General features: G+C 62.0%; 21 protein-coding genes and 1 riboswitch. Of the genes, 13 read left to right on the forward strand and 8 right to left on the reverse strand.

The window, feature by feature from the left end; all coding sequences use genetic code 11:
- The first annotated feature begins 173 nt into the window (after positions 1-173).
- From QMA15_RS00525 to QMA15_RS00550, 6 genes are all read left to right on the forward strand, one after another.
- A complete protein-coding gene (locus QMA15_RS00525; RefSeq protein WP_019745064.1) occupies positions 174-1,802 on the forward strand; it encodes an ABC transporter substrate-binding protein in 1,629 nt (542 codons plus the stop codon).
- Between the two features lie 179 nt (positions 1,803-1,981).
- A riboswitch (SAM riboswitch) is annotated at positions 1,982-2,077 on the forward strand.
- Between the two features lie 4 nt (positions 2,078-2,081).
- A complete protein-coding gene (locus QMA15_RS00530) occupies positions 2,082-3,161 on the forward strand; it encodes an LLM class flavin-dependent oxidoreductase (RefSeq protein ID WP_279163562.1) in 1,080 nt (359 codons plus the stop codon).
- A gap of 29 nt (positions 3,162-3,190) precedes the next feature.
- Positions 3,191-4,585, forward strand: coding sequence for an NtaA/DmoA family FMN-dependent monooxygenase (locus QMA15_RS00535; RefSeq protein WP_021345386.1), 1,395 nt, complete (start codon positions 3,191-3,193; stop codon positions 4,583-4,585).
- A gap of 69 nt (positions 4,586-4,654) precedes the next feature.
- On the forward strand, positions 4,655-6,016 hold the full coding sequence (locus QMA15_RS00540) for an MFS transporter (protein WP_290283634.1): 1,362 nt from the start codon (positions 4,655-4,657) through the stop codon (positions 6,014-6,016).
- A 224-nt stretch (positions 6,017-6,240) separates the two neighbouring features.
- A complete protein-coding gene (gene ftsW, locus QMA15_RS00545) occupies positions 6,241-7,617 on the forward strand; it encodes a putative lipid II flippase FtsW (RefSeq protein WP_020908900.1) in 1,377 nt (458 codons plus the stop codon).
- A gap of 108 nt (positions 7,618-7,725) precedes the next feature.
- On the forward strand, positions 7,726-8,364 hold the full coding sequence (locus QMA15_RS00550; protein ID WP_020723603.1) for a TetR family transcriptional regulator: 639 nt from the start codon (positions 7,726-7,728) through the stop codon (positions 8,362-8,364).
- A 3-nt stretch (positions 8,365-8,367) separates the two neighbouring features.
- Here QMA15_RS00550 and QMA15_RS00555 read toward each other — a convergent pair whose 3' ends face one another.
- Positions 8,368-9,153 (reverse strand): SDR family oxidoreductase, encoded by a 786-nt coding sequence (locus tag QMA15_RS00555; RefSeq protein WP_020908898.1) that lies wholly within the window; start codon positions 9,151-9,153, stop codon positions 8,368-8,370.
- 104 nt (positions 9,154-9,257) lie between these two features.
- Here QMA15_RS00555 and QMA15_RS00560 point away from each other — a divergent pair, with 104 nt between their 5' ends.
- Complete coding sequence (locus QMA15_RS00560) at positions 9,258-9,998, forward strand: VIT family protein (RefSeq protein WP_019745057.1); 741 nt, start codon at positions 9,258-9,260, stop codon at positions 9,996-9,998.
- A 54-nt stretch (positions 9,999-10,052) separates the two neighbouring features.
- On the opposite strand, the gene QMA15_RS00565 is transcribed toward QMA15_RS00560, so the two are convergent.
- The 3 genes from QMA15_RS00565 to QMA15_RS00575 all read right to left on the reverse strand — a co-directional run bounded on the left by QMA15_RS00565 (position 10,053) and on the right by QMA15_RS00575 (position 13,526).
- Positions 10,053-10,943 (reverse strand): universal stress protein, encoded by an 891-nt coding sequence (locus QMA15_RS00565; RefSeq protein WP_019745056.1) that lies wholly within the window; start codon positions 10,941-10,943, stop codon positions 10,053-10,055.
- A gap of 48 nt (positions 10,944-10,991) precedes the next feature.
- Positions 10,992-12,527, reverse strand: a complete 1,536-nt coding sequence (locus QMA15_RS00570) for a CYTH and CHAD domain-containing protein (RefSeq protein WP_019745055.1) — start codon at positions 12,525-12,527, stop codon at positions 10,992-10,994.
- A gap of 75 nt (positions 12,528-12,602) precedes the next feature.
- Complete coding sequence (locus QMA15_RS00575; protein ID WP_279163563.1) at positions 12,603-13,526, reverse strand: pseudouridine synthase; 924 nt, start codon at positions 13,524-13,526, stop codon at positions 12,603-12,605.
- 140 nt (positions 13,527-13,666) lie between these two features.
- On the opposite strand from QMA15_RS00575, the gene QMA15_RS00580 reads away from it, so the two are divergent.
- From QMA15_RS00580 to puuE, 4 genes are all read left to right on the forward strand, one after another.
- A complete protein-coding gene (locus tag QMA15_RS00580) occupies positions 13,667-15,694 on the forward strand; it encodes a CocE/NonD family hydrolase (RefSeq protein WP_024487284.1) in 2,028 nt (675 codons plus the stop codon).
- A 62-nt stretch (positions 15,695-15,756) separates the two neighbouring features.
- On the forward strand, positions 15,757-17,001 hold the full coding sequence (locus tag QMA15_RS00585) for an aldolase/citrate lyase family protein (RefSeq protein ID WP_279163564.1): 1,245 nt from the start codon (positions 15,757-15,759) through the stop codon (positions 16,999-17,001).
- A 3-nt stretch (positions 17,002-17,004) separates the two neighbouring features.
- Complete coding sequence (gene alc / locus QMA15_RS00590; protein ID WP_060938101.1) at positions 17,005-17,991, forward strand: allantoicase; 987 nt, start codon at positions 17,005-17,007, stop codon at positions 17,989-17,991.
- A gap of 16 nt (positions 17,992-18,007) precedes the next feature.
- Positions 18,008-18,937, forward strand: a complete 930-nt coding sequence (gene puuE / locus QMA15_RS00595; RefSeq protein WP_020908892.1) for an allantoinase PuuE — start codon at positions 18,008-18,010, stop codon at positions 18,935-18,937.
- Positions 18,938-18,944: 7 nt separating this feature from the next.
- Here the strand turns inward: puuE and QMA15_RS00600 are convergent, their stop codons facing one another.
- A complete protein-coding gene (locus tag QMA15_RS00600; RefSeq protein ID WP_019745049.1) occupies positions 18,945-19,721 on the reverse strand; it encodes a class I SAM-dependent methyltransferase in 777 nt (258 codons plus the stop codon).
- 46 nt (positions 19,722-19,767) lie between these two features.
- Positions 19,768-21,015, reverse strand: a complete 1,248-nt coding sequence (locus QMA15_RS00605; protein ID WP_029536948.1) for an MlaD family protein — start codon at positions 21,013-21,015, stop codon at positions 19,768-19,770.
- Between the two features lie 342 nt (positions 21,016-21,357).
- On the opposite strand from QMA15_RS00605, the gene QMA15_RS00610 reads away from it, so the two are divergent.
- Together QMA15_RS00610 and QMA15_RS00615 are read left to right on the forward strand one after the other, a co-directional pair.
- Positions 21,358-21,669 carry a metalloregulator ArsR/SmtB family transcription factor gene (locus QMA15_RS00610; RefSeq protein WP_021345375.1) on the forward strand — a complete coding sequence of 104 codons (312 nt, stop codon included), beginning with the start codon at positions 21,358-21,360 and terminating at the stop codon, positions 21,667-21,669.
- Positions 21,670-21,768: 99 nt separating this feature from the next.
- The gene (locus tag QMA15_RS00615) at positions 21,769-22,944 is read left to right on the forward strand and encodes an MFS transporter (RefSeq protein ID WP_031333776.1); all 1,176 of its coding nucleotides are present in this window, start codon (positions 21,769-21,771) and stop codon (positions 22,942-22,944) included.
- Here QMA15_RS00615 and QMA15_RS00620 read toward each other — a convergent pair.
- Both QMA15_RS00620 and QMA15_RS00625 read right to left on the reverse strand, forming a co-directional pair.
- Positions 22,911-23,639 carry an aspartate/glutamate racemase family protein gene (locus tag QMA15_RS00620; protein WP_279163565.1) on the reverse strand — a complete coding sequence of 243 codons (729 nt, stop codon included), beginning with the start codon at positions 23,637-23,639 and terminating at the stop codon, positions 22,911-22,913. The genes QMA15_RS00615 and QMA15_RS00620 overlap by 34 nt on opposite strands.
- A 5-nt stretch (positions 23,640-23,644) precedes the next feature.
- The gene (locus QMA15_RS00625; RefSeq protein ID WP_070795779.1) at positions 23,645-25,219 is read right to left on the reverse strand and encodes an NCS1 family nucleobase:cation symporter-1; all 1,575 of its coding nucleotides are present in this window, start codon (positions 25,217-25,219) and stop codon (positions 23,645-23,647) included.
- Positions 25,220-25,221 lie beyond the last annotated feature (2 nt).

Here is a 25,221-nt window from a genome sequence, read left to right on the forward strand (position 1 = left end):
TGTCAGTCGCCGTCAACCACTCGGCCCGATCATCTCAGTTGTGCGCATCCTTTGTCTCCGTGAATGTTTCCGGTCACCGGGAACGTGCTGGGCGTCACTCCACAGAGGACATCACTATTAGCCGATTGCGGCCGATCCGTGGCTGCGTCTACTGGAAGTGAGGTGGAATCTCCGTGTCGCACTCGAGATCTTGGCGCATCGGGAAAGTCAGCCGGGTCGCCGTCGCGTTGCTCGGTACCGGGGTTCTGTTGGTGGGCTGCGCGAGCAACGGTGACGACAGCGGGACCGATACGACGAACACGTCGGGGGACGTCGTGACCGGCATGGTCAACGAGCAACCGGACCCAGGCGACGCGGTCGCCGGCGGGACCATGACGTACGGCGTGCAGGTTCTCGTTCCCTCACTTGACCCGACCAAGACGGCAGCGCGCGGCGGTTCCGGCGGTGAGGCCTTCGCTGCGGTGTACGACGTCCTGATGAGTTACGACACTGCGAGCGGCGAGTTCGAGCCCAAGTTGGCTGAATCGCTCGATACCAGCGACGACGGAAGCACGTGGACGTTGAAACTTCGCGACGGTGTGAAGTTCAGCGACGGTTCCGCGCTCGACGCCAACGCCGTGATTGCAAGCATCGATCGGTACAACGCGGGCAAGGGCAATGGCGCCGAGTTGTGGCTGGCTTCGGTGGAATCGGCGCAGGCAAGCGGCCCCACGACAGTCGACTTCAAGCTGAAGACGCCGTGGATGCGCTTTCCGTCGATGCTCGCTCTCGGGCACGGGATGATCGTCGCCCCGAGTTCGCAGCAAGGCGACAAGTTCACCGCGGTGGGTGCCGGACCCTTTACCGAAGATCTCTTCACGCCGAGCGTCGAGCGAATCTTCAAGGCCAACCCGTCCTACTACGGCGGCGCTCCCAAGCTGGACAAACTGCGGATGGTTGCACTTAACGGTCCGCAGGCCAATCTCGAATCATTGAACAGTGGTCAGCTCGATGTTGCCTACATTCGCGGCCTTACTTCGGCGATCAATTCCGCCAAGTCCGCTGGTTACCCCGGTTACATCGACGTGCTCAACGCCGGTAGTGCCGAGATTGTCAACAATCGTGAAGGCCGACCGGGCTCGGATGTTCGCGTTCGCCAGGCTATCGGCTACGCGCTGGACACGACATTGATCGATCAGCGCGTGGAAAACGGTGAGGGACTGCCTGGCTCGGAGTTGTTCGGTCCGACGTCGCAATGGCACGTAGACACACCGGGTATTGCCTACGACCCCGAAAAGGCCAAGGAACTTCTGAATCAGGCGAAGGCAGACGGATACGACGGCACTCTCGACTACGTCGTGCTCAGTGAGCCCAAGGACCACGCGATCGGCCTCGCCGTGCAGTCACTGTTGCAGGCCGTCGGGTTCGAGGTGAACTTGATCTTGGCCAACAACGCCGGCGACATCGTGCAGAACGTCTACGTCAAGCACGATTTCGACCTGGCGCACGCGGGCATCGGAATGTACGAGTCGATTCTCGATCTCGGATTGTTCTCCACGACCAACAGCACCTCGATGGCGAATACTGCTGGATATGCGAACCCGGCGATGGATCAGCTGATCGCAGATCTACAACAAGCCAAGGATAATTCGTCGACCCTGGCGATCATCGGCAAGATTCAGACGCTGTGGAACGAGACGGTTCCGTCGGCGCCGATCGGCGGGCTCACGTCGTTCTGGGCTTGGCAGAAGAACGTGCACGGTGTGGTTCCGACTGCAACCGGCATCATGCTGTTCGATCAGGCATGGATGGGCGCGAAGTAGCGTTCCAGCGCACACCGAGAGCCCCGTCCGACGCGAGTCGGGCGGGGCTCTTTGGTGTCTACGTCGGCTAGCGTTGCGCAACCCTTTCGATCAGGATGATTGTATTGAAATATGTTGTAGGTCAATATGATTCGTAAAGTGCGATTTGACTTGTTCAGCGTCGCCCGCATAGATTGCATCCACCATCCAGAGTGGCTGAGAGACCTGGCTCGATGATGCCGCAGCAACCCGCTACCTAACCGCAGTGTGGGTGCTACCGCCAGGACCGATGGAGGACACATGACTGTATTTGCCGTGGGTATCGAACTGGACGGCGAGGGCACTCACCCCGCTGCCTGGCGCCGAAGCTCACATCGCCCGGATCAGTTGCTCACGGGTAAGGCTGTGCGCGATCGCGTCGCGGCTGCCGAGAATGCGGGCTTCACCTTCGCGACGTTCGACGATTCCATCCTCCCTCCGAGTGGTGACGTTGTCGGCCGCATCGATGCCGTCTCCAGGGCGTCATACGTGGCGGCGACGACCAGCACGATCGGACTGGTCCCCGTCGTCGGGACCACGTACGCCGAACCGTTCCACACCTCTTCGCAATTGGCGACATTGGACTACTCCTCGCGTGGGCGTGGCGGCTGGCTTGCTGTTCCGGTCGAAGACGATGCCGCGGCGAGGGCGTGGGGGAGGGCTCCGGTAACGACGGAGTCGGCGCGTCAGCAGGAGCAGCGGGATTCGGTTACCGTCGTGACAGATCTCTGGGATTCGTGGGAGGACGACGCCGTCGTCCGTGACTATCTCAGTGGGCGTTTCCTCGAGCGTGATCGTCTGCATTACGTCAATTTCGAGGGCGACACCTTCTCGGTGAAGGGGCCGTCAATCGTTCCGCGGCCGCCGCAAGGCCAGTTGGTGGTGTTCGGCCGCTACGGCGCCATCGAACCACACCAGGCCGATGTTGTTCTCGTTTCCGGTGATTCGGTGGAGGTCATTGCACAGTCGGCTGCCAAGGCGCGCGATGAGGGCGCGTCATTGGTGGTCGCCGAGGTCGATGTGGCATTCGATACGCCGAATCTGTCTGCGGCGCAGCGGTTGATCGAGCTGAACTCGTACGGGAATGCCGTCGTCACTGGCCGACTGCACCTGGCTGCAGATCCGGGGGAAGCGGCCGCAGTTGTCGAAGAGCTGGGCCGGCACCTCGACGGTGTTCATTTTCACCCTCTCGTGATCGACGAGGACCTTCCGGTGCTGGCCAAATTCGTGCTTCCGGCGCTGTCGAAGTCCGGGTTGACGCGACGCCCGGTTCCGGGATCGACTCTGAGGGGCAACCTCGGCCTGCAGCGGCCCGCAAATCGATTCGTCCACTCCTCCTGACTTGACTTCGCGCTAAGGACATTTCGGCTATGACTGCATCACGCTCCGCCGTACCTCGACCCGACGCTCACGTTCACTTCGGCGTCTTCTTCCAAGGGGTCAACCACACCACCATCTGGTCCGATTCCTCGAGCGGATCCCAGATCGACTTCGAGACGTTTCGGCGGTTGGTACTCACCGCCGAGCGAGGCCTGTTCGACGCCTTCTTCCTCGGTGAGGGCCTTCGCCTTCGCGAGCAGAACGGCAAGATTCTCGATCTGGATATCGCCGGCCGCCCCGACGCCATTGCGCAGTTGGCCGCCCTCGCCGGTATCACCGACAAGATCGGGCTGGTCGCGACACAGAACACCACGTACAACGAACCGGCCGACCTCGCCCGTCGACTCTCCGGCCTCGATCTACTTTCCGACGGACGGGCCGGCTGGAACGCGGTGACCACCGACAACGCTTGGACGGGAGAGAATTTCCGTCGCGGTGGTTTCCTCGACCACGCCCTGCGCTACGAGCGTGCCGGGCAGTTCATCGAAACCGCGCGGGCACTGTGGGATTCGTGGGCCGACGACGCGATCTCGGACTCTCGCACGTCCGAGAACTGGTCGACTCCGGGAGCCGTGAGCGACGTACGCCGCCAGACTTCGCAGTTCGACATCACCGTGACGCCGACGCTTCCCCGCAGCAGACAGGGACATCCGGTCATCTTTCAAGCGGGCGATTCGCCGACTGGACGCGATTTCGCGGCGACGCACGCCGACGTCATCTTCTCGCGACACGGGACGCATTTCGACGGCGCGCTCGACTTCGCCGACGACATTCGGGCTCGGTTGCGTAGCGTCGGGCGACCGGAGGACGACGTCAAGATCCTGCCCAGCACACAGATCGTGTTGGCGGAGAACGAGTCCGAGGTCGAGGAAAAGGCGCGGTGGGTCCTCGAAGGTCAGTTCACCGGCCAAACCGCACTGTCCCTCGTCGGATTGGTGTGGGGGAAGGACCTTTCCGACCGAGACCCGGACGGTCCACTACCGGAGGAAGATCCGGTTGCCCGCCCCGTGTCCGAGACGCGCGGTTCCGCACGAGACGGCAACGACCCCATTGCGATCGCACGTGAATGGCGGGCTCTCGCCGAGGCAAAGAATCTGTCCCTGCGTCAGGTCGCCATCGAGACCTCGCAGCGTTCGGGTTTTGCGGGCACTCCAGGGCAGGTCGCAGATCAGTTGGTCCATTGGGTGCGCAACGGAGCTTCGGACGGCTTCAACATCTCGCCGTACCTGGTGCCGACCGGCCTCGACGAGATCGTGGACTGGTTGATCCCGGAACTGCAGGAGCGTGGGGCGTACCGCACCGAGTACTCCACGTCGACGCTGCGAGAGCACTTGGGGTTGCGACCGCCGCTCACGCGTCGGGCCGCGTCTGAAGCTGCGGGGTAACGGGTCCTGTCCCACACGGTCACGGCGGCGGCCGAATCCACCAAGCTCGATTCGGCCGTCCGCTGGGAGATCATCGTCTGCGTAGCCGCGGGCTTCACCACCCTTCTCGATTCGGCGGTGCTCGGAATCGGGGTTCCGTCGATCCGGGCGTCGCTGGGCGCGTCGACCTCCGAGGTGCAGTGGATCCTTGCGAGCTATTCGCTGACTTTCGGCTTGGCCCTTGTGCCGGCGGGCCGACTCGGTGACGTCGTCGGGCGTCGACGCTTGTTCTTGGCGGGGCTGAGCATTTTCGCTGTGATGGGAATCCTCGGAGCATGTGCGTCGGATCCGTCGATGATCGTGTTGGCTCGTCTTGGGCAGGGGATCGGCGCAGGCACCATCAGTTCGCAGGTGCTCGGCATCATCACCGACCGGGTGTCCGGAACGGCTCGGGCGAAGGCGTTAGGCGCGTACAGCACCGCGGGTGGTCTGGCCGGCGTTTCCGGACCGATCCTCGGTGGCGTTCTGCTGAAGTATTCTGACGCCGACTTCGGATGGCGGTTGCTTCTCGTTCTCAACGTGCCGTTTGCCGTGATCACTCTGATTTTGGCGTTTCGCTTTCTGCGCCGTGATCGAACTACCCGATCGGGCGCATCGATCGATCCGGTTGGGCTGTGTCTGCTGGCGACTACGACCGGGCTCCTGTTGTGGCCCATCGTGACCCGAACCAGTGTCACTGTGGCTGCGGCTTTCCTGATCGGTGCGTTCGGCGCTGCCGTTGCCTTCTGGTTCTGGGAACGTCGGTACGCCGAGCGCGGCGGGACGCCGGTACTGCTTCCGTCGTTGATCGCCTCGAGGGGCTTCCGGTTGGGTACGACGGTTGCACTCTTCTGGTTCGGATCCATCCTCGCCGTCAACGCGGTGCTCAGCCTCTATCTGATCGAGGGTTTGGGCTTCGCCCCGCTGAGTGCGGCGTTGATCATGACCGGTAGCTCACTCGCGATGGCATTGACGTCGGCTATCGGATGGCGGCTGGTTGCCAGGTTCGGCCGAAGTGCGGTGGTTTTTGCCATAGTCGGCGAGATCCTTGTCATCCTCGGCTACATCGCAGCGGTCAATCTGATTCCGCGGGAACATCTGATCCCGGTGCTGGTGGTCCTGGCGGTGTTGTCGGGAGTTGCCAGCGGTTTGGTCGACGCGCCCAATCGGGTGCTGACTCTCGAATATGCACCGCCGGGCGCGAACGGTGTTGCGGCGGGTTTCCTTCAACTGTCTCAGCGCCTGTCAGCGACCATCTCGCTGGCCGCGGTATCGGGGTTGTATCTCGGTGTGCTCGGATCGTCGCCCGACGGATACGGACGTGCGTTCGGGATCGCGCTTGCCGTCTGCGTGGTCATGTTGACGCTCTCGTTGGCGGGAGCGGTGGCAGACCGACGCCGGCGAAGGACGTGACCTGGTATTTCGTGGGTCTACATGGACCTCGGGAGGCCGAGCCCGTGTGACTCATGGGACTTGTGTTACCCATGGGTTAGGAGTCGTGGGACGATACTTGTGTGGTGACCGGTCGCAGTGAAGACAAGCCCAACGGTCGCGGGAGTGGAGAGCCAGTTAACTCACCCCGTGGATCGTCGGACAAACGTGACCGCACATCGACACCCTTCCGCGCTCGAACGGCGATGTGGACGAATCGGCCACTGTTCGATTTCCATATGATCGTCGGTCTGGTCGTGCTGATCGTGGCGTTCGGGCTGCTGATGGTGCTGTCGTCTTCGGGCGTCGAATCCTATGTTCTGTCCGGGACGTCCTACGCCCGCTTCTGGCCGCAGTGCATGTTCGCAGCGATCGGTTTGGTGATGTTCGTGGCGGTCGTGCGGTTGCCGACCGAAACGATGCGTAGAGCCTCACCATGGCTGCTGATCCTGTGTCTTGTTCTGCTTGTCCTGGTGCTGATTCCAGGTATCGGCTCGGAACAGATGGGTGCTCGCAGCTGGTTTGTGATCGCGGGTATTTCCTTCCAGCCTTCGGAGCTGGCCAAACTTGCTCTGGCGATCTGGTCCGCGGCGACGGTTGCGTCGTTCATGAACGCGCGGATGGATGTCAACCGTGCGCTGCCAGTGATCGGCGGGACGACGCTGCTGGTTCTGGTTCTGGTGGTGTTGGAGAAGGACCTCGGAACCACGATCACCATCGGCATCATCTTCATGTCGGTGCTGTGGTTCGGGCTGTTCCGGATGAAGACGTTCATCAGCCTCACGCTCGGTTCCGCAGTCGCATTTCTCGTGCTCGGGCTTACTGCTGGTTACCGCTCGGATCGCATCAAGGCTTTCCTCAATCCTGATCTCGACCCGCAAGGCTTGAACTTCCAGAGCACTCAGGCCAAGTACGCATTGGCGAACGGCGGCATCTTCGGTCGCGGTCTGGGGCAGTCCGACGCCAAATGGAGTTACCTCCCTCAGGCGCACAACGACTTCATTTTTGCCGTGATCGGTGAAGAATTGGGTCTGGTCGGTGCGCTGATCGTCGTTGCTCTCTTCGCCGCGGTTCTGATCGTCGGACTGCGAATCGCGAAGCGGTCGACCGATCCGTTCCTCAAGGTCATGACGGCGACAGCAACGACGTTGATCGTCGTGCAGGCGTTCATCAACATCGCCTACGTCGTTGGCCTGATCCCGGTGACCGGTCTGCAACTACCGCTCATCTCGGCGGGCGGAACGTCGATGATCACCACCTTGCTGATGTTCGGGCTCATCGCGCACGCAGCCTTCCGTGAGCCCGAGGCTGTCGCCTCGGCCGAGAGCAGCGGTCGCGGTTGGATTCCGCTGGTCTTCGGCAAGCCTCGGTTCGGCATTGCCAAGAAGCCACAGACTGACCGACGTCGGCCGCCTGCTCGCCGCGCCCAGCCGGCCCCTACTGGTCAACGCCGACCGGAGCGACGGGCGCCGCAACCCGACAGGCGCCGGACTCAAGCGCCGGGCCGACGCGCACCGTCGCGCGACTGGTCGGAAGATCCACGTAGACGCGGCCGATCCGATCGGCCGCGGCGCGCTTCCTGATCTCGGCCAGCCCTACTGGCGGCCAGCTCGGAAGCGGGCAGTCATGCACCCGACGATTGCGTTGGGCGGCTACATTGGGAGTCGGCAAAACGACGTCTAATTAGGGTTGTGGACATGGCAGGTGGCGACAAGGCAGACCAGTCGGTGGTCGAACGTAGCTCGGTGACCGGACGTCGTACGACGCCGTCGCAACGAGCGCGTTTTCGCCGGATTGTCGACGCCGCAATGGAATCCGCCTCCGAAGGCGGCTACGACGCGGTGCAGATGCGATCGGTGGCCGATCGCGCCGGCGTCGCGATCGGCACTGTTTACCGGTATTTCCCGTCCAAGAACCACATGCTTGTCGTCGCATTGTTGTGGATGTTCGAGGGTTTGCGTGACAGATTCCAAGACTTTGTAATCCCGGGGGAGACTCCGTCGGACCGGATTCTGTTTGTGCTGCGCAAGAATACGGAGGTCCTCGAGACCGATCACCTCCGTTACGAAGCGTTGGTTCGGGCGTACATGTTCGCGGACGCGTCGGCGACTCCGGAACTCAACGCGCTCGGTGGGGTCGTGACCGAGATGTTCGCGAAGGCGATCGGCGTCGAGGAAGTCTCGCAACAGCAGATGGATGCGGTGAAGGTCATCGACGACGTCTGGATGTCGAGTCTGGTCTCGTGGGTTGCCGGCCGGATGACGACGGACGAGGTGATGGCGCACCTCGAACTTGCCGTGCGACTGGTCTTTCGCAAGTTGGGTGGATAGCGCTCAGACGGTGTAGCCGCCGTCGACGTTGAGCTTTTGACCGCTGATGAATCCGGCCGCGTCGCTTGCGAGGAAACATACTGCTTCGGCGATGTCGGCAGCTGATCCGAAGCGCTTCAACGGAATTCGGCTCATTGTCACGTCGAGTGCGCTCTGGTCGAGTTCGGCGGAGTTGATCAGTCGCTCCGCCATTCCGTCCGTCAACATGCCTGGTCCTACCGCGTTGAACCGAACGCCGTAGCGTCCTTCCTCTGCGGCGAATCCGCGAACAAGTTGTTCGACAGCCCCTTTGGTGCCTGCGGAGAGTCCGTCACGCACGGGAAAACGATCCGTTGCCGCGGTTGTTACCGCTACCACCGAACCCGAGGATGCACGCAGCGCAGGCAGGGCGGTGTGGACGAGCGTGAAGAACGCCGCGGCTTCCTGGTTCAGTTGTTCGGTGAAGAACGCCGGAGTCACACGTGAGAGGTGCGTCATCGGGACGTGCGGTCCCGCAGCGTGGACGAGGGTCGTCAATGCGCCCAGATCGCTGACCGCATCGCGGACGGCGACGCTGATCGACAACTCGTCGGTCAAGTCGAGAGAGTACGAGTGGGCGAGCACGCCATGCGCTCGAATCTGCTCGCTCAGTTGCTCGGCAGCGTCCTTGTTGTTTCGGTAGGTGAAGGCGACGTCGTGCCCGCGTTCGGCGAGAGTCAGGGCGATCGCCGACCCGATTCCACCGGTTCCGCCGCTGACAAAAGCGGTGCGTGCTGCGCTCACAATGCCTCCAGAGGTGTGCCGTTTCATAACCTAGCAAATGCTTGGTTGGGTTCTGTCTGGGAATATATCAGTACGCGAAGGACAGGCTCAGATTGCTATCGCAACCGGACTGATCGTCCTAATCTGTTGCCATGTCCGGAGACAGTGTGCAGTTGACCGACGGGGCGCCCGGTGGGGAATCGGAACCTCACGCACCGAGTTTGAACAATCGCCTGAATTGGCTGCGTGCAGGTGTTCTGGGGGCAAACGACGGAATCGTCTCGACCGCAGGCCTCGTGGTCGGTGTCGCGGCAGCCACAACCGAGCGCTCCGCGATCTTCACGGCCGGTTTCGCTGGTCTGGTTGCCGGTGCTGTGTCCATGGCGTTGGGTGAGTACGTCTCGGTCAGCGCTCAGCGAGACACCGAACGCGCACTCCTGCAGAAGGAGAAGAAGGAACTCCTCGAGACACCGGAGGCGGAACTCCAGGAACTGACCGAGATCTACGAGAACAAGGGATTGAGTCCGGAGACGGCCCGCCGCGTCGCCGAAGAATTGACCGAGCACGATGCTTTTGCGGCACACGTCGAAGTCGAATTGGGTATCGACCCGGACGATCTCACCAATCCATGGCATGCGGCGATTTCGTCGGCAATCTCGTTCACGATCGGTGCGGCGATCCCGTTGGTCGCAATTCTGTTGCCGCCGACGGGTATCCGCGTCCCCATCGCCTTCTTTGCAGTGCTGATCGCACTTGCACTGACGGGGACGATCAGCGCGACGCTCGGCGGAGCCCGCAAGACCAGAGCGGTGCTGAGAGTGGTGATCGGCGGCGCGCTCGCGATGGCTGTGACGTACGGAGTAGGTCAGCTGGTGGGGACGGGCCTCGCCTGACCCCTGCTGTGCGCCTTTATTAACCGCGGGGGGTTAATAAAGGCGCACAGCAATTCAGGCGCGACAGATCATGACCGGCCCTGGCGCATGGTGCAGCAGATTCTGGCTGGTCGAGCCCATCACGGCGGCGGCCATCGCACTGCGGCCGTGGCTTCCGACAACTATCAACTGCGCATCGTCGGCGTACTTGAGCATGACGGGGGCGGCGGCGCCGGGTTCACTGATGCGGGTGACCGGCACGTCCGGGTACTGATCGGCCATGCCGGCCAGGTTCTCTGCCAGCAGTGCTGATTCCTCCTGCTCGACGGCCTCCCAGTCGATGAGGATTCCCGCTCCGCCTTCGCGGAAGGTGGACGAGCCCTGCCAGGTGTGGACCGCGATAAGCGGCGCGTCGAACTGATCGGCATAACGAAACGCGTACTCGACGGCCTTCTTGCTCAACGCACTTCCGTCGACTCCGACGATGACGGGACGTTGATCCGGACCGGGATTCTCCGCCGAACCACGCCAGACGGTGACCGGACAGGTTGCGTGATTTGCCACCTTCAGTGCGGTCGATCCGAGCAGCCGCGAGCGCAGTGCACCGGATCCGGTCGACCCCATCACGATCAGGCGTGCGGTACCCGAGGATTCGAGGATGTGCGTCGACGCCGGGCCCGGTGCGATCTCGGATTCGATGGTCAGTTCCGGGAATTCAGCTGAAATCACCGCGGCGGCGGCATCGATGATCGCTTCGCCGTCTTCGCGGATCTGGCTGAGGAACTGCGACTGCAACATCACTGCAGCGGGACTGTAGATCGGGCCCTCCTGCGGCAGGGCATGCGCCAGAATCAGTCGTGAGTTCACCGCGTTCGCGACCGAGGCTGCCCACCGGGCCGCCGCCGTCGAGGCCTCGGATCCGTCGATACCGGCGACGACGTCCTGGTGTCCTGCAAGTGTGTTCATGTCTACTCCTCTGAAATGATCGAGATCGGTCGACTGGTTGCAGCCTGGTCACCAGAGTGACGACGCTGATTTGACGGCTTCCTTCCACGTCTTGCGGAGCAGTGTTGATTGCCCGTCGGCGATTTCCAGTTCTCGTCGGTAGGCCATGCCCAATCCGAAACTGGTGAGCGAGGTGTGCTCCTGCTCCGCAGCAATTTCGAGCAGGTGATGTTGGGCTACAACGGAATCCTGATGCTCGCCGAGAACATCCTGGAAGTGGCTGAAATGCTTCAAGGCGCGCTTGGCCCGGCTCTTCGACACCGGTTCCATGACCTCGATCGCGTACTTCATCCGCTTGGCGCCCTTGCGTGCGCGGTGCATTCGCTCGTCACGCTCGGTGCGGGTATCGGCATCGAAGACGTGATCGACTCGCTTACCGACCTTGTGAGCTAGATGGCGCAGGGTATGCGCCAGCTCTCGTGCCGACGCCTTTTTTCCTACACGGTGGGCGGCAGTGTCGAATTCGAGGTCGCCGACGTACTCGTCGAGTCGATCGAGCAGTGTGGTGTAGCGCTCGGAATCGAGCGCTTCGAGGGCGGTTTCCTGCGCGGTTTCACCGCGGGCCGAGAAGTACTCGTCGATTCGAGCGCGCACTGCTTCTCGCTCGGGCATCTCGTCGATTTCACCGAGTCGTTCCACAAGACGCTCCCACTGGACCTCGACGTCGCGGGCGTCACCGAACTTTCCACCGATCCACCGAAGATCCGTGATGAGATCGTCGGTCTTGGGGGAGTGACCGGCGTACGACTGTAGAGCGCTGCGGATACGACGTGCTGCGACCCGGAAGTCGTGAACGGCTTCGTCGTCGGCGCGGCGCGTTCCGAGATCCGCGGCGACCAGTGCGCGCAGTTGTTCGATGAGGTAATTACGCAACAGAATTCGCGGATTCGACGCTTTGCCAGTGGTTACCTCGTGGCCGACGTATGGAGTGACCGAAGTGCCCAGTGCTCGTTTGAGTTTGGACGGACTCGCAGAACGCTCGAGCCCCGCGTCCAGTAGAACCGACTCGATTGCATCGGCCAGGGCCTGCCCGCCTGCGCCTTGTTCGACCTCGACTTCCTGCCACGTCGACTCACCGGAACCGTCTGCCTTGCAGGCGATGACGGTGTCGGAGACCACTTCGGCAAGCAGAACACCGTTTTCGCCGTTGAGTCTGGTGCGCTCCCGATCGGTGATGATCAGGGCGACCGGCACCAGATCGTGACCGCGGATGACCGCCCGGATCAGACTCGCCAGCGGCGAGGGCACATCGGTGCTCTCGTCCGGGGGAAGCTGGATTTCGGTTCTAGTGTCCTCGCCTGCGGGAAGTTTCATGTGCCACCCCGCGTCGTCGCCGCCCTCACGCTTGCGCAGCGTGATCTTCTCGGCGAGTAACCGGTAGTCGGCGGTGTCGAAGTAGGTGGCAGAGAGCTGTATCGAGTCGTGGACCGGTTCGCCGACGACACCGGGAAGTCCACCCAGCGCGGGAACTTCCTGCTCGGCCGGCGCCTCGTACTTGCGCTCGATCTCCCGTACGGCTTCGGGTACGACGGCGGTCTTGCTCATCTGGTCTCCTCTTGCGGTGCGGTCTGCGCTTCCATCCTCCCGGTATCGGAGGCGCAGTGGAAGGGTCCGGGGTCCCTACGGCGAGTCGCCACGGCCTGATTCGTCCGGCCAGGACAGTGTCCGCCGACTTTCGAACCGTTGCAGCCGGCCGGTCGTGGGATCCTCGAACTCGAGAACCTTCGACAGCAGGCGCAGCGGGTTCGAATAATCCTCTGCGGCAACGTCGTAGAAGTCGGGATAGAAGTTGTCGCCGTGGATCGGTAGCCCGAGCGAGGTCATGTGCAGGCGAAGTTGATGGGTCTTGCCGGTATGGGGAATCAACCGGTACCGCGCGAAGCCGTCTCGCGTCTCGATCAGTTCGATCCGCGACTCGCTGTTGGGTTCACCCTCGATCTCCGCGGCCTTGAGCACGCCGCGTTCTTTCACGATGCGACTGCGCACGACCACGGGAGTGCTCACCTGCGCGTCGTAACGCGCGATGGCCTCGTATTCCTTGGTGACGCGGCGCTCGGCGAACATGGTCTGATAGCCGCGCCGGGCCGCCTGATGCACGGTGAACAGCAGCAGTCCTGCCGTGACGCGGTCGAGGCGATGCGCTGGACTCAACTCCGGCAGATCGAGATCTCGACGCAACCGCACCAAGGCCGATTCGGCGATGTATCGCCCGCGGGGCGTGCTCGCGAGAAAGTGCGGCTTGTCCACGACCAGGATGTTTTCGTCCCGATAGAGGATGTCGATCTCGAACGGCACCCGCGCTTCGACCGGAGCGTCGCGGTGCAGGTAGACGAAACGCCGGGGGGCGAAACCGCTCGTCTCGGTGATCGCGACGCCCTTCTCGTCGACGACCTCCCCGGCTGCGACTTTCTCCCGTAGGCGGACGGCGTCCTGGGGAAACCGTTCGAGCAGGTAGTCGAGCGTCGTCGCCCACATGCCGTCGTCTGGCTGACGGATGCGACTCGGGTTCAGGCCGTCGCGGACGGGAAGGGGAGATCGTGACACATCTTCAAAGCTAGCCGTCCGGGCGGCATCGAGACCTATTGACGACATATGGGACGGAAGTTACTATCCGGTAAGTTCGTGACGCCGGTCACTGTCGTGGGGGCAGGGCTGGGTCATCACAACAGAAAATTGGGGTTTTCGTGAGGACACGACTTCTACGTCGAAGGTCGACAACGATTGCGGTGGGGCTGTGCGTCGTGGGATTGACGGTGCCGAGCGCCGTCGCTTCCGCGGATCCGACGGGAGGGTCGGACGGACAGACCTGGCTCGCGGCCACGGAGACTGCGCCGCAGTATCCGGGCGTCTCCGTCGAGTGGGACGTACCCATCACGATGAGTGACGGCACGGTTCTGCAGGCAAATGTGTACCGACCGGCGGATGCGTCCGGGCGCGCTGTGGAATCGAAGGCGCCTTCGGTTCTCAACATAACTCCGTACACGAAACTGCTGGACACGTTGGTGGATTCAGCTCTGTCGATCCCGCAGGTGGGTGAGACGTTGATGGACGTGGCGAACTCGCTCGACCTCGCGGCGCCGTTCGACGGAGTCTCGGAGTTGACGGGCGTCATAGCCGGCGGAGGCGCCAGGGTTCTCGGCGTCAACCGTGATCTGGTCCAGAACGGATACACGCAGGTAGTGGTCGACGCACGTGGAACCGGCTTCTCCCAAGGTAATTGGGACGTGCTCGGCAAGCGCGAGCAACAGGATTCGGTCGAAGTCATAGATTGGATGAGCAAGCAGGGGTGGTCCGACGGCAAAGTGGGGATGGCCGGAATCTCGTACTCCGCGATCAACTCCGTACAGGCCGCGAGTAACAATCCGCCTGCGTTGAAGGCAATCTTCCCGGTCGAACCAGGCAACGATCTGCTACGCGACATCGTCGGAACCGGTGGCGGACTCGGAGTCGGGTTCATGCCGTTGTGGCTGACCGCGGTCAACGGGCTCAAACTCATTCCGAACGTTCAGGACATCCTGCAAGGCAACTTCGATCCACTGTGGTTGGCGAGCCGCCTCGAGGATCCCGGCACCCTGATTCCTGAACTGGTACAAGCGATGACGGCCCAGAGAATCGAGGACGTGTCACCGTCGACTCTGCAAGTCGCACAGGACGGTCAGTTCTATCAGGACCGATCCGCTGACGTCGGCAACATCACTGTTCCGACGATGGTCTACGGCGGTTGGCACGACATCTTCGCCAACAGCGAGCCGCGGATCTACAACGGAATCGATCTGCCGGCCGGGCAGAAGCAGTTGATCATGGGCAACGGCTATCACGTCACTCCCGGTGGAGGATTCGGCAAGGACGGTGCGCCGCCTCGCCTCGACGTACTCGAACGCGCGTGGTTCGACAAGTGGCTCAAGGGCATCGACAACGGAATCGAGCGATACGGTCCGGTGACGATGTTCCAGCAAGGTGGCGGATGGATCACGGATGATCAGTTCCCGCGAGCGGGCGCGACGTACGAACGTATGTATCTGAACTCCGCGCCCAGCGGAACTGCCGCACACGCGGCCTACGACGGTTCACTGACCAGTGACCAGCCCAGTGCCGCAGCGCGATTGACAGTCGCACCCGGACTGCGAGGCTTCTGCTCCGGTGACGGAACTCAGGGCACTGCCGGGATCTCCGTGGTGCTCGGTGCGTCGTGTTCCAAGGATTCCCGATTCCAGGAAGCGGAGGGTCTGACGTTCACCGGTGAGGCAGTCACGGAGCCGACCTCACTCTCGGGCCCGATCAACGTCCACCTCGAGACAGTCCTGGACGTGACGGACGGATTCTGGGCAGCGACGGTCAACGACGTAGCGCCGGACGGAACATCGACACCGATCACGAACGGCGCTCTGACTGCGTCGCTCCGGGCGGTCGACGATTCCAAGAGCACTCGCTCGGCCAACGGTGACTACAGTGAACCGCACCACTATCTGACGATCGACACGCGTCAGCCGGTGGTTCCCGGTGAGGTCACCGCCGTCGACATCAACATGCTCCCGACCGACGCAGTGCTACAACCCGGTCACCGGCTCCGCGTCGACGTCTACGCTGCCAGCGTGCCGCGATACCTGGCGCTCGGGCCGATGCTTGCCGACAGCCAACTGAAGCCGCAGCACATCGAATTGGCTGCGGATCGGCCGAGCTTCGTCAACGTTCCGTTCGTAGGGGGTCGCTGACCCGGACTGGATCGGCGGCGTGAGAACCTGCGGGCTCGCGGACGTTCTGCGAAGATCGTCCGATGACAGAATCCCGACTCTCCGCCGCCGTCCACGATCGTCTGGACGGACTTCTGGATCCGGTGGACGAGCGGCTCGCGGCGCAGTACCCGGGAAACCGTGACGAGATCCAGCCCGTGCACACGATTTACGTCAGTGCCGCGGATGCAACCGTCGACACCCCTCGTCTCTGGGGTGAGCAGGCGATCGCGCTTCTCGATTCCCATGCGCATGTGTTCGCCGATCTCGACACGGAGAATGCGCTCGCAGATGTGCGAGTTCAACTCGGCCGCAAGCCGGTCCAAGACTTTCGGATCGATTTCGAGGACGGGTACGGACGCCGCAGCGACGAAGAAGAAGACGCAGCAGCGACGTCGGCCGGGCGGACACTTGCAGCGTTGAGCGCTGATCCTGCCGGGCCGAACTGGGGCGGCATCAGGTTCAAAGGGCTGCCGGCCGGTGAGCGTCGACGCTCGATCAGGACGCTCGAGCTTGTGCTCGACGCGGCAGGCGGAGTGCCGGACGGATTTGTCTTCACCGTTCCCAAACTGCGCGCGGTGGAGCAGGTCACGGCGACGGTGGTGCTCTGCGAAGAACTGGAGAAGGCGCACGGACTCGAGACCGGTTCGCTTCGGTTCGAGCTGCAGATCGAGAGCCCGCAGGCGGTCATCGCTGCCGACGGAACTGTGGCAGTTGCTCAGGCCATCCATCGCGGTGCCGGCCGTCTGACCGGTTTGCATTACGGCACTTACGATTACAGTGCGGCTTGCGGAATTGCATCGCGTCATCAGTCGCTCGAACATCCGGTGGCAGACCACGCAAAGGCTCTCATGTTGGCTGCTGCCGCGCAGACCGGCGTCTGGGTGTGCGACGGGTCAACTCAGGTCGCGCCCGTCGGGAGCGCCACGGCGATCCGCGACGCGATCACTCGGCACCATCGCCTCGTCACGCGGTCCCTTGAACGCGGTTACTACCAGGGGTGGGACATGCACCCCGGGCATCTGGTCACCCGCTGGCTCGCCACGTTCGGCTTCTACCGCAACGCGCTCGGCGCCGCTGCCCCGCGCATCCAGTCGTACCTGGGGCGCCAAGGTGGCGACGTGATGGACGAACCTGCAACTGCCCAGGCGCTGGCAGCGGTGGTACTGCGTGGGCTCGACGCGGGGGCTTATCCAGAATCCGACGTTCTCCGGCTCGCCCCGAGCGCGGACACCAACGCACTCCACCACCTCGTAGGACGCACCACACCGATCACAGGAGAACACTGACCGATGAGCACCACCGAATTCACCTTGCTGCCCGACCTGGCACTGCGCACCCTCGGCGGAGCCGTCATCTGGGCGAACGACGAGGCATTCGCCGAGCGCGAGGCCCTGATCCGACCAGGTAAAGCCGGATACCAGCCGGCGACGTTCGGACACAAGGGGCAGGTGTACGACGGTTGGGAGACGCGTCGTCGCCGTGTGGCAGGCCATGACGAGGCGATCGTGCGCCTCGGTGTTCCTGGAGTGGTGCGAGGCGTCGTGGTCGACACCGCGTGGTTCAAGGGCAATTACCCGCCCGAGATCTCGGTGGAAGCAATCTCCGTCGACGGGTATCCGGATCCCGTCGACCTGGCCGGATCCGGCGAGTGGACAACCATCGTCGAACGCTCGACCGTGCACGGTGACTCGGAGAATCCGTTCTCGGTGGTTTCGGAGGATCGATGGACGCACGTCAAGCTGACCATTTATCCGGACGGCGGCGTTGCGAGATTCCGTGTTCACGGTGAAGCACGGCCAGACCCGCGTTTCCTCGATGCCGGGCCGTTGGACCTTGCAGCACTCGAAAACGGTGGCCGCGTGACCGATTGCTCCAACATGTTCTACAGCTCACCGCAGAACATTCTGTTCCCCGGACGCGCTGCTTCGATGGGGGACGGGTGGGAGACCGCCAGGCGCCGCGACGACGGAAACGACTGGGTGCAAGTACAACTCGCGGGTGAAGGCGTGTTGAGTTTCGTCGAGATCGACACCTCGTACTTCCTCGGAAACAGTCCAGGTGAGGGCGCTCTGACCGGCCGAACTCCGGAAGGGGAGTGGTTCGAACTGTTGCCGCGTACGACGCTGCGTCCGGACACGCGCCATCGCTTTCCGATCGATTCCGAAGTTCCGGTCACCGATGTTCGTCTGGACATCTTCCCGGACGGTGGCCTGGCGCGGCTGAGAGTATTCGGCGTACTCACCGACGCTGCTCGCGCTGTGATCTCCGGGCGCTGACGGTAAAGTTGTTGCCATGAGCGACTATCCGCGCGACGACTATCCCCGGGACATGGTGGGGTACGGCCCTCATCCGCCGCATCCGCACTGGCCCGGCGACGCGCGGATAGCGGTTCAGTTCGTACTCAACTACGAAGAGGGAGCCGAGAACAACGTCCTCGACGGGGACGCGGCTTCGGAGACTTTTCTGTCGGAAATGACTCCGGCGGAAGCATTTCCGAATCGACACATGAGCATGGAATCGCTGTACGAGTACGGCTCCCGGGCCGGGTTGTGGCGTGTCCTGCGGACCTTCGAGCGGCGAAACCTGCCTCTCACAGTCTTTGCGGTGGCGCGGGCAATGCAGCGTAACCCGGAAGCAGTCAGTGCTTTTCAGGAGTTGGGTCACGAGATCGCGTGTCACGGATTACGTTGGAAGTCTTACCAATCCGTGGACATCGAGCGTGAACGCGCCGACATGGCCGAGGCAGTCCAGATTCTGCAAGATCTGACGGGTTCGGCGCCTCTCGGTTGGTATACCGGACGCGATTCACCGAACACCCGCGAATTGGTGGTCGAGCACGGCGGCTTCGTCTACGACTCCGATTCGTACGCCGACGATCTGCCGTACTGGGTAGACGTTCCGCGTGGCACAGAGTCGGTGAAGCATCTCGTCGTTCCGTACACGCTCGATACCAACGACATGCGTTTCGCCTCTCCAGCAGGATTTCCCAGCGGCGATCAGTTCTTTGCGCACCTACGTGACGCCTTCGACGTGCTGTATGCGGAGGGAACGGCCGGATCACCGAAGATGCTCTCCGTCGGGTTGCACTGCCGCATAGTCGGACGCCCTGCCCGAGCTGCCGCCCTCGAGCGTTTCCTGGACCATGTGCAGTCACACGAAAAGGTCTGGATCTCGCGGCGAATCGACATCGCCGAGCACTGGAAGACCATTCACCCCGCGTAATGCGGGGCTATTTGCGCGCCTCGATCAGAAATCGACTCGAGTACGCGACAAAAGATCCGTCGCGACGGATCTGCTGATCGAGTTCCCGGAGCCGGTCCAGATACTGCGCGACGGTGAATCCCGGAACCATCCAGATCACCTTGCGTAAGAAGTAGACAACGGCGCCGATATCGAAGAATTCCATGCGCAGACGCTCGAAACGAAGGTCGACGACGGTGAGCCCGGCCGAAATCGCGTCGGCGCTTTCGTCCTCGTAGTGCCGTCCGCGACGAGCCTGCGGCTGAGGACCGAGGAAGAACTCGACGAGTTCGAACACGCTGGCGTGACCGACATGTTGAGCGAAGTACGTTCCTCCCGGTTCGAGTACCCGAGCGATCTCGGCCCACCACACCGTCGCAGGGTGTCGACTGGTCACCAGATCGAAAGCCGAATCGGCAAACGGTAGCGGTGGCTCGTCCGGATCCGCGACCACCACCACACCTCGGGGACGCAGAAGCGCGGTGGCCTTGGTTACGTTCGGTGGCCAGGATTCGGTTGCCGCCATCACCGGCGGGAGTGTCGGTGCAGCGGCGAGGACTTCGCCGCCGCCGGTCTGGATGTCCAGCGCAGCGCCGGCACCACCGAGACGTTCACCCATCAACCTCTGATACCCCCACGACGGACGCTGCTCCGTGGCGCGCCCGTCGAGCCACGAGAAGTCCCACCCGTCGACGGAGGCGGATTCGGCTTCGGCGACAAGTTCCTCGAAACTTCGTGACGTCCTCTCAGGCGTTCCTTGCGACATCACATCATCATCGTCGCGGAGCGTCGACGGTGCCAGTTTTTTACGGCTACTTCGGGGTGGCACCGAGCATCGGTGCGAGTTGTGTGGCAATCGGGTTCAGGTTGAGCTTGTCCGGGTCCACCTTGGGCTTGCTGTCCCACGGTTGCGAGGTGTTCGGGTCGGCGAACGCGATGCGGTTGGCGCTCCGAACTCCCGTTTCGCTGCCCTGGGGTGCCTGGCAGTTGGCGGCTGTGTTCAACGGGAAGTTCTGCGTCGTGTCGTCGAAGTTCGGGTCCTTGCGCTTCATCTCGTCGAGGATCGCCATGGTCCCTTCGTAACCGACGGTGCACGAGAGCGGGTTGTTGGTCTCGAGTACCAAGCCCAGATGTACTGTGCCGTCTCCCGGTGCAACGGTGGGCGCCGCCCCGGCGAGGGCAGGCAGGAAGAGCAGGAAGGGCTGCAGCGAGGGCAGTGTCGGGGCGGCTGCCGCTGCAACGGCGGAGAGGTTGGAGAGGTTGGTCGTGAGCGCGGGGCCGGCTTCGGTGACGAGAGAGCCGACTTGTTCGCTGGCCGGTATGCCGTTGTCGATCACGCGTCGGATGTCGGGGTCGCTGGTGCGCAATTGCGCAGTCAGTGCGTCGAGGTCGGTGCTGAACTGCTTGATCGCCGACGATTGATCGGACTGGGTCGTGAGTACCGTCTGGCTGTCGCGGATCAGTCCGAGGGTCTGGGGAAGGGTGTCGAGGCCCGACTGGGAAATCCCCGACAGCGAGTCGGCAAGTACCTGCAGATCTTCGCCCTTGCCGTTGAATGCCGCGCCGAGTTCCTTCGCGACGGTGTGGAGTGCGTCGACCGGAACGGAGTGCACCAGACCGTTCGCGCTGGTCAAGACGTTCTCGATGGGGATCGGCGTGGTGGTGTCGCCCACGGCGATCACCGAGCCGTCTTCGAGGAACGGGCCCTGGTCGGTATCGGGCTGAAGGTCGACGTACTGTTCACCGATGGCTGAGCGATTGGCCACCACGGCTCGCGCGGATGCGGGAATCTGTGGAGCATTGCTGTCGATCAACAGGTCGACTTCGATTCCGTCGGACGTGAGCGACATGTCGCCGACGCGTCCGACGGGTACACCGCGATAGGTCACTTCGGCGTTGGTGAAGATGCCACCGGACGTCGCCAGTTCGGTTTTGACCGTGTATTGGCCGAATCCCAGAAGATTGTCCAGCCGTACGTATTTCGCTCCGACGTAGATCAAACCCAGGAGTGCAACCACGACGAGTGCGACCAGCTGCCACTTGGCGAGCTTCGACATCACCATGTGGGGACGGCCCTGAACTGATGCGGTGTGTTCATGGTTCGACTCCCGAATGACTAGCCGGGTACGGCTGGTGTTGAGCGAATTGTGTTCACCCGCGAGCATTCTCGGGCGAACCGGAAACTTCCGGCAATTCGTTGTTGGCGATAACTATAAACAAGTCGTCACAGATAGAAAGTCGGCGCTGAGATTTCCGCAGGTCGTCGAAACGTAAGTGGCACAGCTCACTTCAAATGCGTCGATGTGACGTACGTAGCTTTGCGTCCGAATCGGGCTTGACTTCGCCAAACATATCCATAAAAGTAGATGCGTTCCGGTTGGCGAGGAGAAGGGGTGCGGTCCATGGATGCTTTGGCGATCTTCAAGGCGCTGTCCAACCCGACTCGTCTGCAGATCTTGGAGTGGCTCGCGCATCCGGCGAAGTATTTCGACGAGGACTCGTACACGCAACAGGATCTCGGGTTTCATATCGGAGTCTGTGTCGGTGATATTCAGGGGCGGTCGGGACTTGCCCAGTCGGTGATCTCGGGGTACCTGCAGGGCATGAAAGATGTAGGTCTGCTCGAGTCCGAGCGCATCGGGAAGTGGACGTACTACCGACGAAACGAAACCGTGATCGGCGAGTTCAGGGAATTCGTTCGCGAAAAGTTGTAGCGGTCGGATTGCCCTCGACGGCCGGTTTTGCTCAATCAAACATATCTATATATCTAGATATGTATCTGTCTTGTGTGGCGTAGTAGTAAGGAGTGTGTCGTGAAGTCGAAATTGTTGATACCGGTTCTGGCGTTGGGTGTATTCGGAATCATCACTACGGAGATGGGCATTATCGGGGTTCTGCCTCAGGTCAGCGAAAAGTTCGGTATCACCGCGTCCACTGCCGGATGGTTGGTCGGTGTGTTTGCGCTCGTCGTGGCGGTGACCGGTCCGTTCACGACGCTGATCACCTCGGGAATCAACAGGAAAACCGTTCTGTTGGTGGCGATTGCAGTCTTTGCGGTCTCCAACATGGTGTACGCGAGCACGTCGAGTTTCGAGGTGATGTTTGTATTTCGGATCATTCCCGCCGTGGTTCACCCGGTCTTCTTCGCGCTCGCACTCGCGAGTGCAGTTCGACTGGTGCCACCGGAGGAAGCAACTGCAGCTGTGACGAAAGTATTTGCGGGTGTCACAGTAGGATTCGCATTCGGTGTACCGCTGACGTCGTATCTGGCCGAGAACTTCTCGGTGTCCACGGCTTTCGTTTTCGGTGCCGTGGTCAACGTTCTCGCGTTTCTCGGGATTGTCGTACTTCTGCCCTCGGCTCCGGTGACACAACGCCTGTCGTACGGCGCACAGGTCGGGATCCTTCGCCGGCCGCGCGTGTGGTTGACCATCCTTTCCGTCACCTTCGTCTTCGCAGCCATGTTCTCGGTGTACGGATACTTCGCCGAATACCTCGGCGGAGTGACGGGCATGAGCGGATCGTGGATCAGCGCGATGCTCTTGGCTTTCGGTGTCGTGATGATCTTCGGCAACTTCGTCTTCGGGGCGGTGCTCGCCAAGAGTGTGGTGCGCACGGTTGTGGCTTTTCCCTTGCTGTACATCGTCGTCTACGTGATGCTCTATCTGGCAGGCCCGTACTTCGGTGCGATGGTTGTAGCCGTGTTGGTTTGGGGTGTAGTGCATTCCGGTGGTCTGGTGGTTTCGCAGAGTTGGATGGGGCGAGACGCAGTCGACGCGCCTGAATTCGGCAACAGCCTTTTCATCTCGTTCTCCAACTTGGGGATCACGCTCGGAACTGCGGTCGGTGGACTGTTTCTCGCGCATTTCGAAACCCGCCAATTAGTCTGGGCCGGAGTATTGTTCTCGGTCCTGGCACTGGTGACGATCGGTGCTCGACTCTCGCTCGGGCACGTTCACAGCGAGAACGGTGTCAGTGTGCCGGTGTAGATTTTGGGCAGTGGCCGTGTGAACTCGCCGCGCGCACTGGTCGACAGTCCGAGGGTGACCAACGATTGAACCATCGTGACCCCAGCGGCAACGCCGTCGACTACCGGGACACCGAGTTCGTCGGACAAGTCCTGGCACAGGTCCGCCATGCCGGCGCAACCCAGCACGAGGACGTCCGAGTCGTCTTGCTCCAATGCGTCGAAACAGGCTTCCAAGATCACCTTTCGCGCGTCGGGATTACGATCGAGTTCCAGAACCGGAATCTCGCAGGAGTGGATACCCCGGCACCGAGCCTGCATGCCGTACCGGTCCACCAGATCGGCTGCGCGGCCGCGGGTTCGACCGAGGGTGGTCACGATGCTGAATCCGCGTCCCAGGAAACTTGCGTAATTCATTGCCGTTTCGGCAACAGCTACGACGGGGCCCTTGGCCAGCTCTCTGGCTGCATCTAGGCCTGGGTCACCGAAGCAAGCAATGACGTAGCCGTCGACTTCGTTCTTTTCTCCGGCGGCGATCTCGGCCAGGATTCCGGGGATGCTGAGAGCTTCGTCGTAGTGGCTTTCGATCGACGCGGGACCCATCGCAGGGCTGACGGCCTCGACGAATGTGCCCGAGCCCGCGACGGCCCGGGCACATTCCTCGATCTTGGCGGTCATCGCCCACGTGGTGTTGGGGTTGATCACCTTGATTCTCATGACGATCAGTCGACCGTCACAGTGTCGGGAGAAGAAGCATTCCGGACAGCCAGGGAAGTGCGCGTGGCGAGTAGGTAGTAGACGGCAAATCCGAGCCCGCAACCGATGAACCAGCTGTACTGCGCTGCGGTGTACATCCCGGTGAGGTCCTTGCCCAGGACCGGGACCATTGCGACGACGGCTCCCACCACGGTGGCGATCACTGCAGCAGGATTGTATCCCTTGCTGTACCAGTAGGTTCCGGTCGGCGACATGCTGAACAGTTCGTCGACGATCACCTTCTGCTTGCGCACGAGGTAGTAGTCGGCAATCAGGATTCCGAACAGCGGACCGATGAAGGCTCCGAGGGTTTCGAGCGTGTAGTGGATGACGTCGGGATTGTTGTAGAGGTTCCACGGGGTGATGAGGATCGAGCCGATCGCCGCGATCATCCCGCCGGCGCGCCAGCTGATCTTCTGCGGGCTCACGTTGGAGAAGTCGAAGGCGGGGGAAATGAAGTTGGCCACGATGTTGATGCCGATCGTGGCGATGGTGAAGGTGAGTGCGCCGAGGACGATGGCGAAGGTGCTGTCGATTCGTGCCACTGTTGCGACGGGATCGGTGATCAGTTCGCCGTACACCGGCAGTGTCAACGACGCCGTGACGACGACCAACACCGAGAATACGAGGAAGTTCAACGGCAAACCGAGGAAGTTGCCCTTCTTGACTGCAGCGAACGACTTCCCGTAGCGGGAGAAGTCACCGAAGTTGAGCATCGGTCCGGAGAAGTACGAGACAACCAGAGCGATCGCACCGAGCATGACCGGCACGGCGTCGAAACCGGAGTACTTGACGTCGCCGAGTGTGAGATCGACAGCGCTCCAGCCTGCCTGGTAGATGAGGTACCCGCACAGCATGAACATCACGACATACACAGCCGGCCCGCAGAAGTCGATGAAGCGGCGGATCGATTCCATGCCTCGCCAGAAGACGCAGGCCTGAAGTACCCACAGGAGCATGAAACTTCCCCAGCCCAGTGCGGAGAGTCCGGCGAATCCGTAGTCTTCGACGACGGCATACGGTGCGAGTGACGGAAAGAGTTTGATCAGTACGACATCGAGGGCTGCCGAAGCGAGAAATGTTTGAATCCCGTACCAGGCCACGGCAATCAGGCCACGAATGATTGCCGGGATGTTCGCGCCGAGGACACCGAACACGCTGCGGCAGATCACCGGATACGGTACGCCGGTAACTTGGCTGGGCTTGGCGACGAGATTGCAGAAGAAGTAAACGATCGTGATACCGACCAGCAGGGCGACGAGTACTTGCCAGCTGGCCAATCCCAGTGCGAAAAGACTACCGGCAGTGACATATCCGCCGACGCTGTGTACGTCGGACATCCAGAAGGCGAAGATGTTGTACGACGACCAGGTCTGCTTGCGAAGCGGCGCCAGATCCTCGTTGGTCAAGCGAGGGTCGTAGCCCGGTTTGATCAGTCCGCCGCCGACCGGGTGGCCCGCGGCTTCGACGAGGTCGGCCGAGCCGGTTTCCTTTGGGGGAGTTGGGGTAGTGGTCGTTCGGGACGGAAGAATGTCGGTCATGA

Source organism: Rhodococcus sp. APC 3903 (assembly GCF_030407755.1).
Taxonomy (GTDB): domain Bacteria; phylum Actinomycetota; class Actinomycetes; order Mycobacteriales; family Mycobacteriaceae; genus Rhodococcus_F; species Rhodococcus_F erythropolis.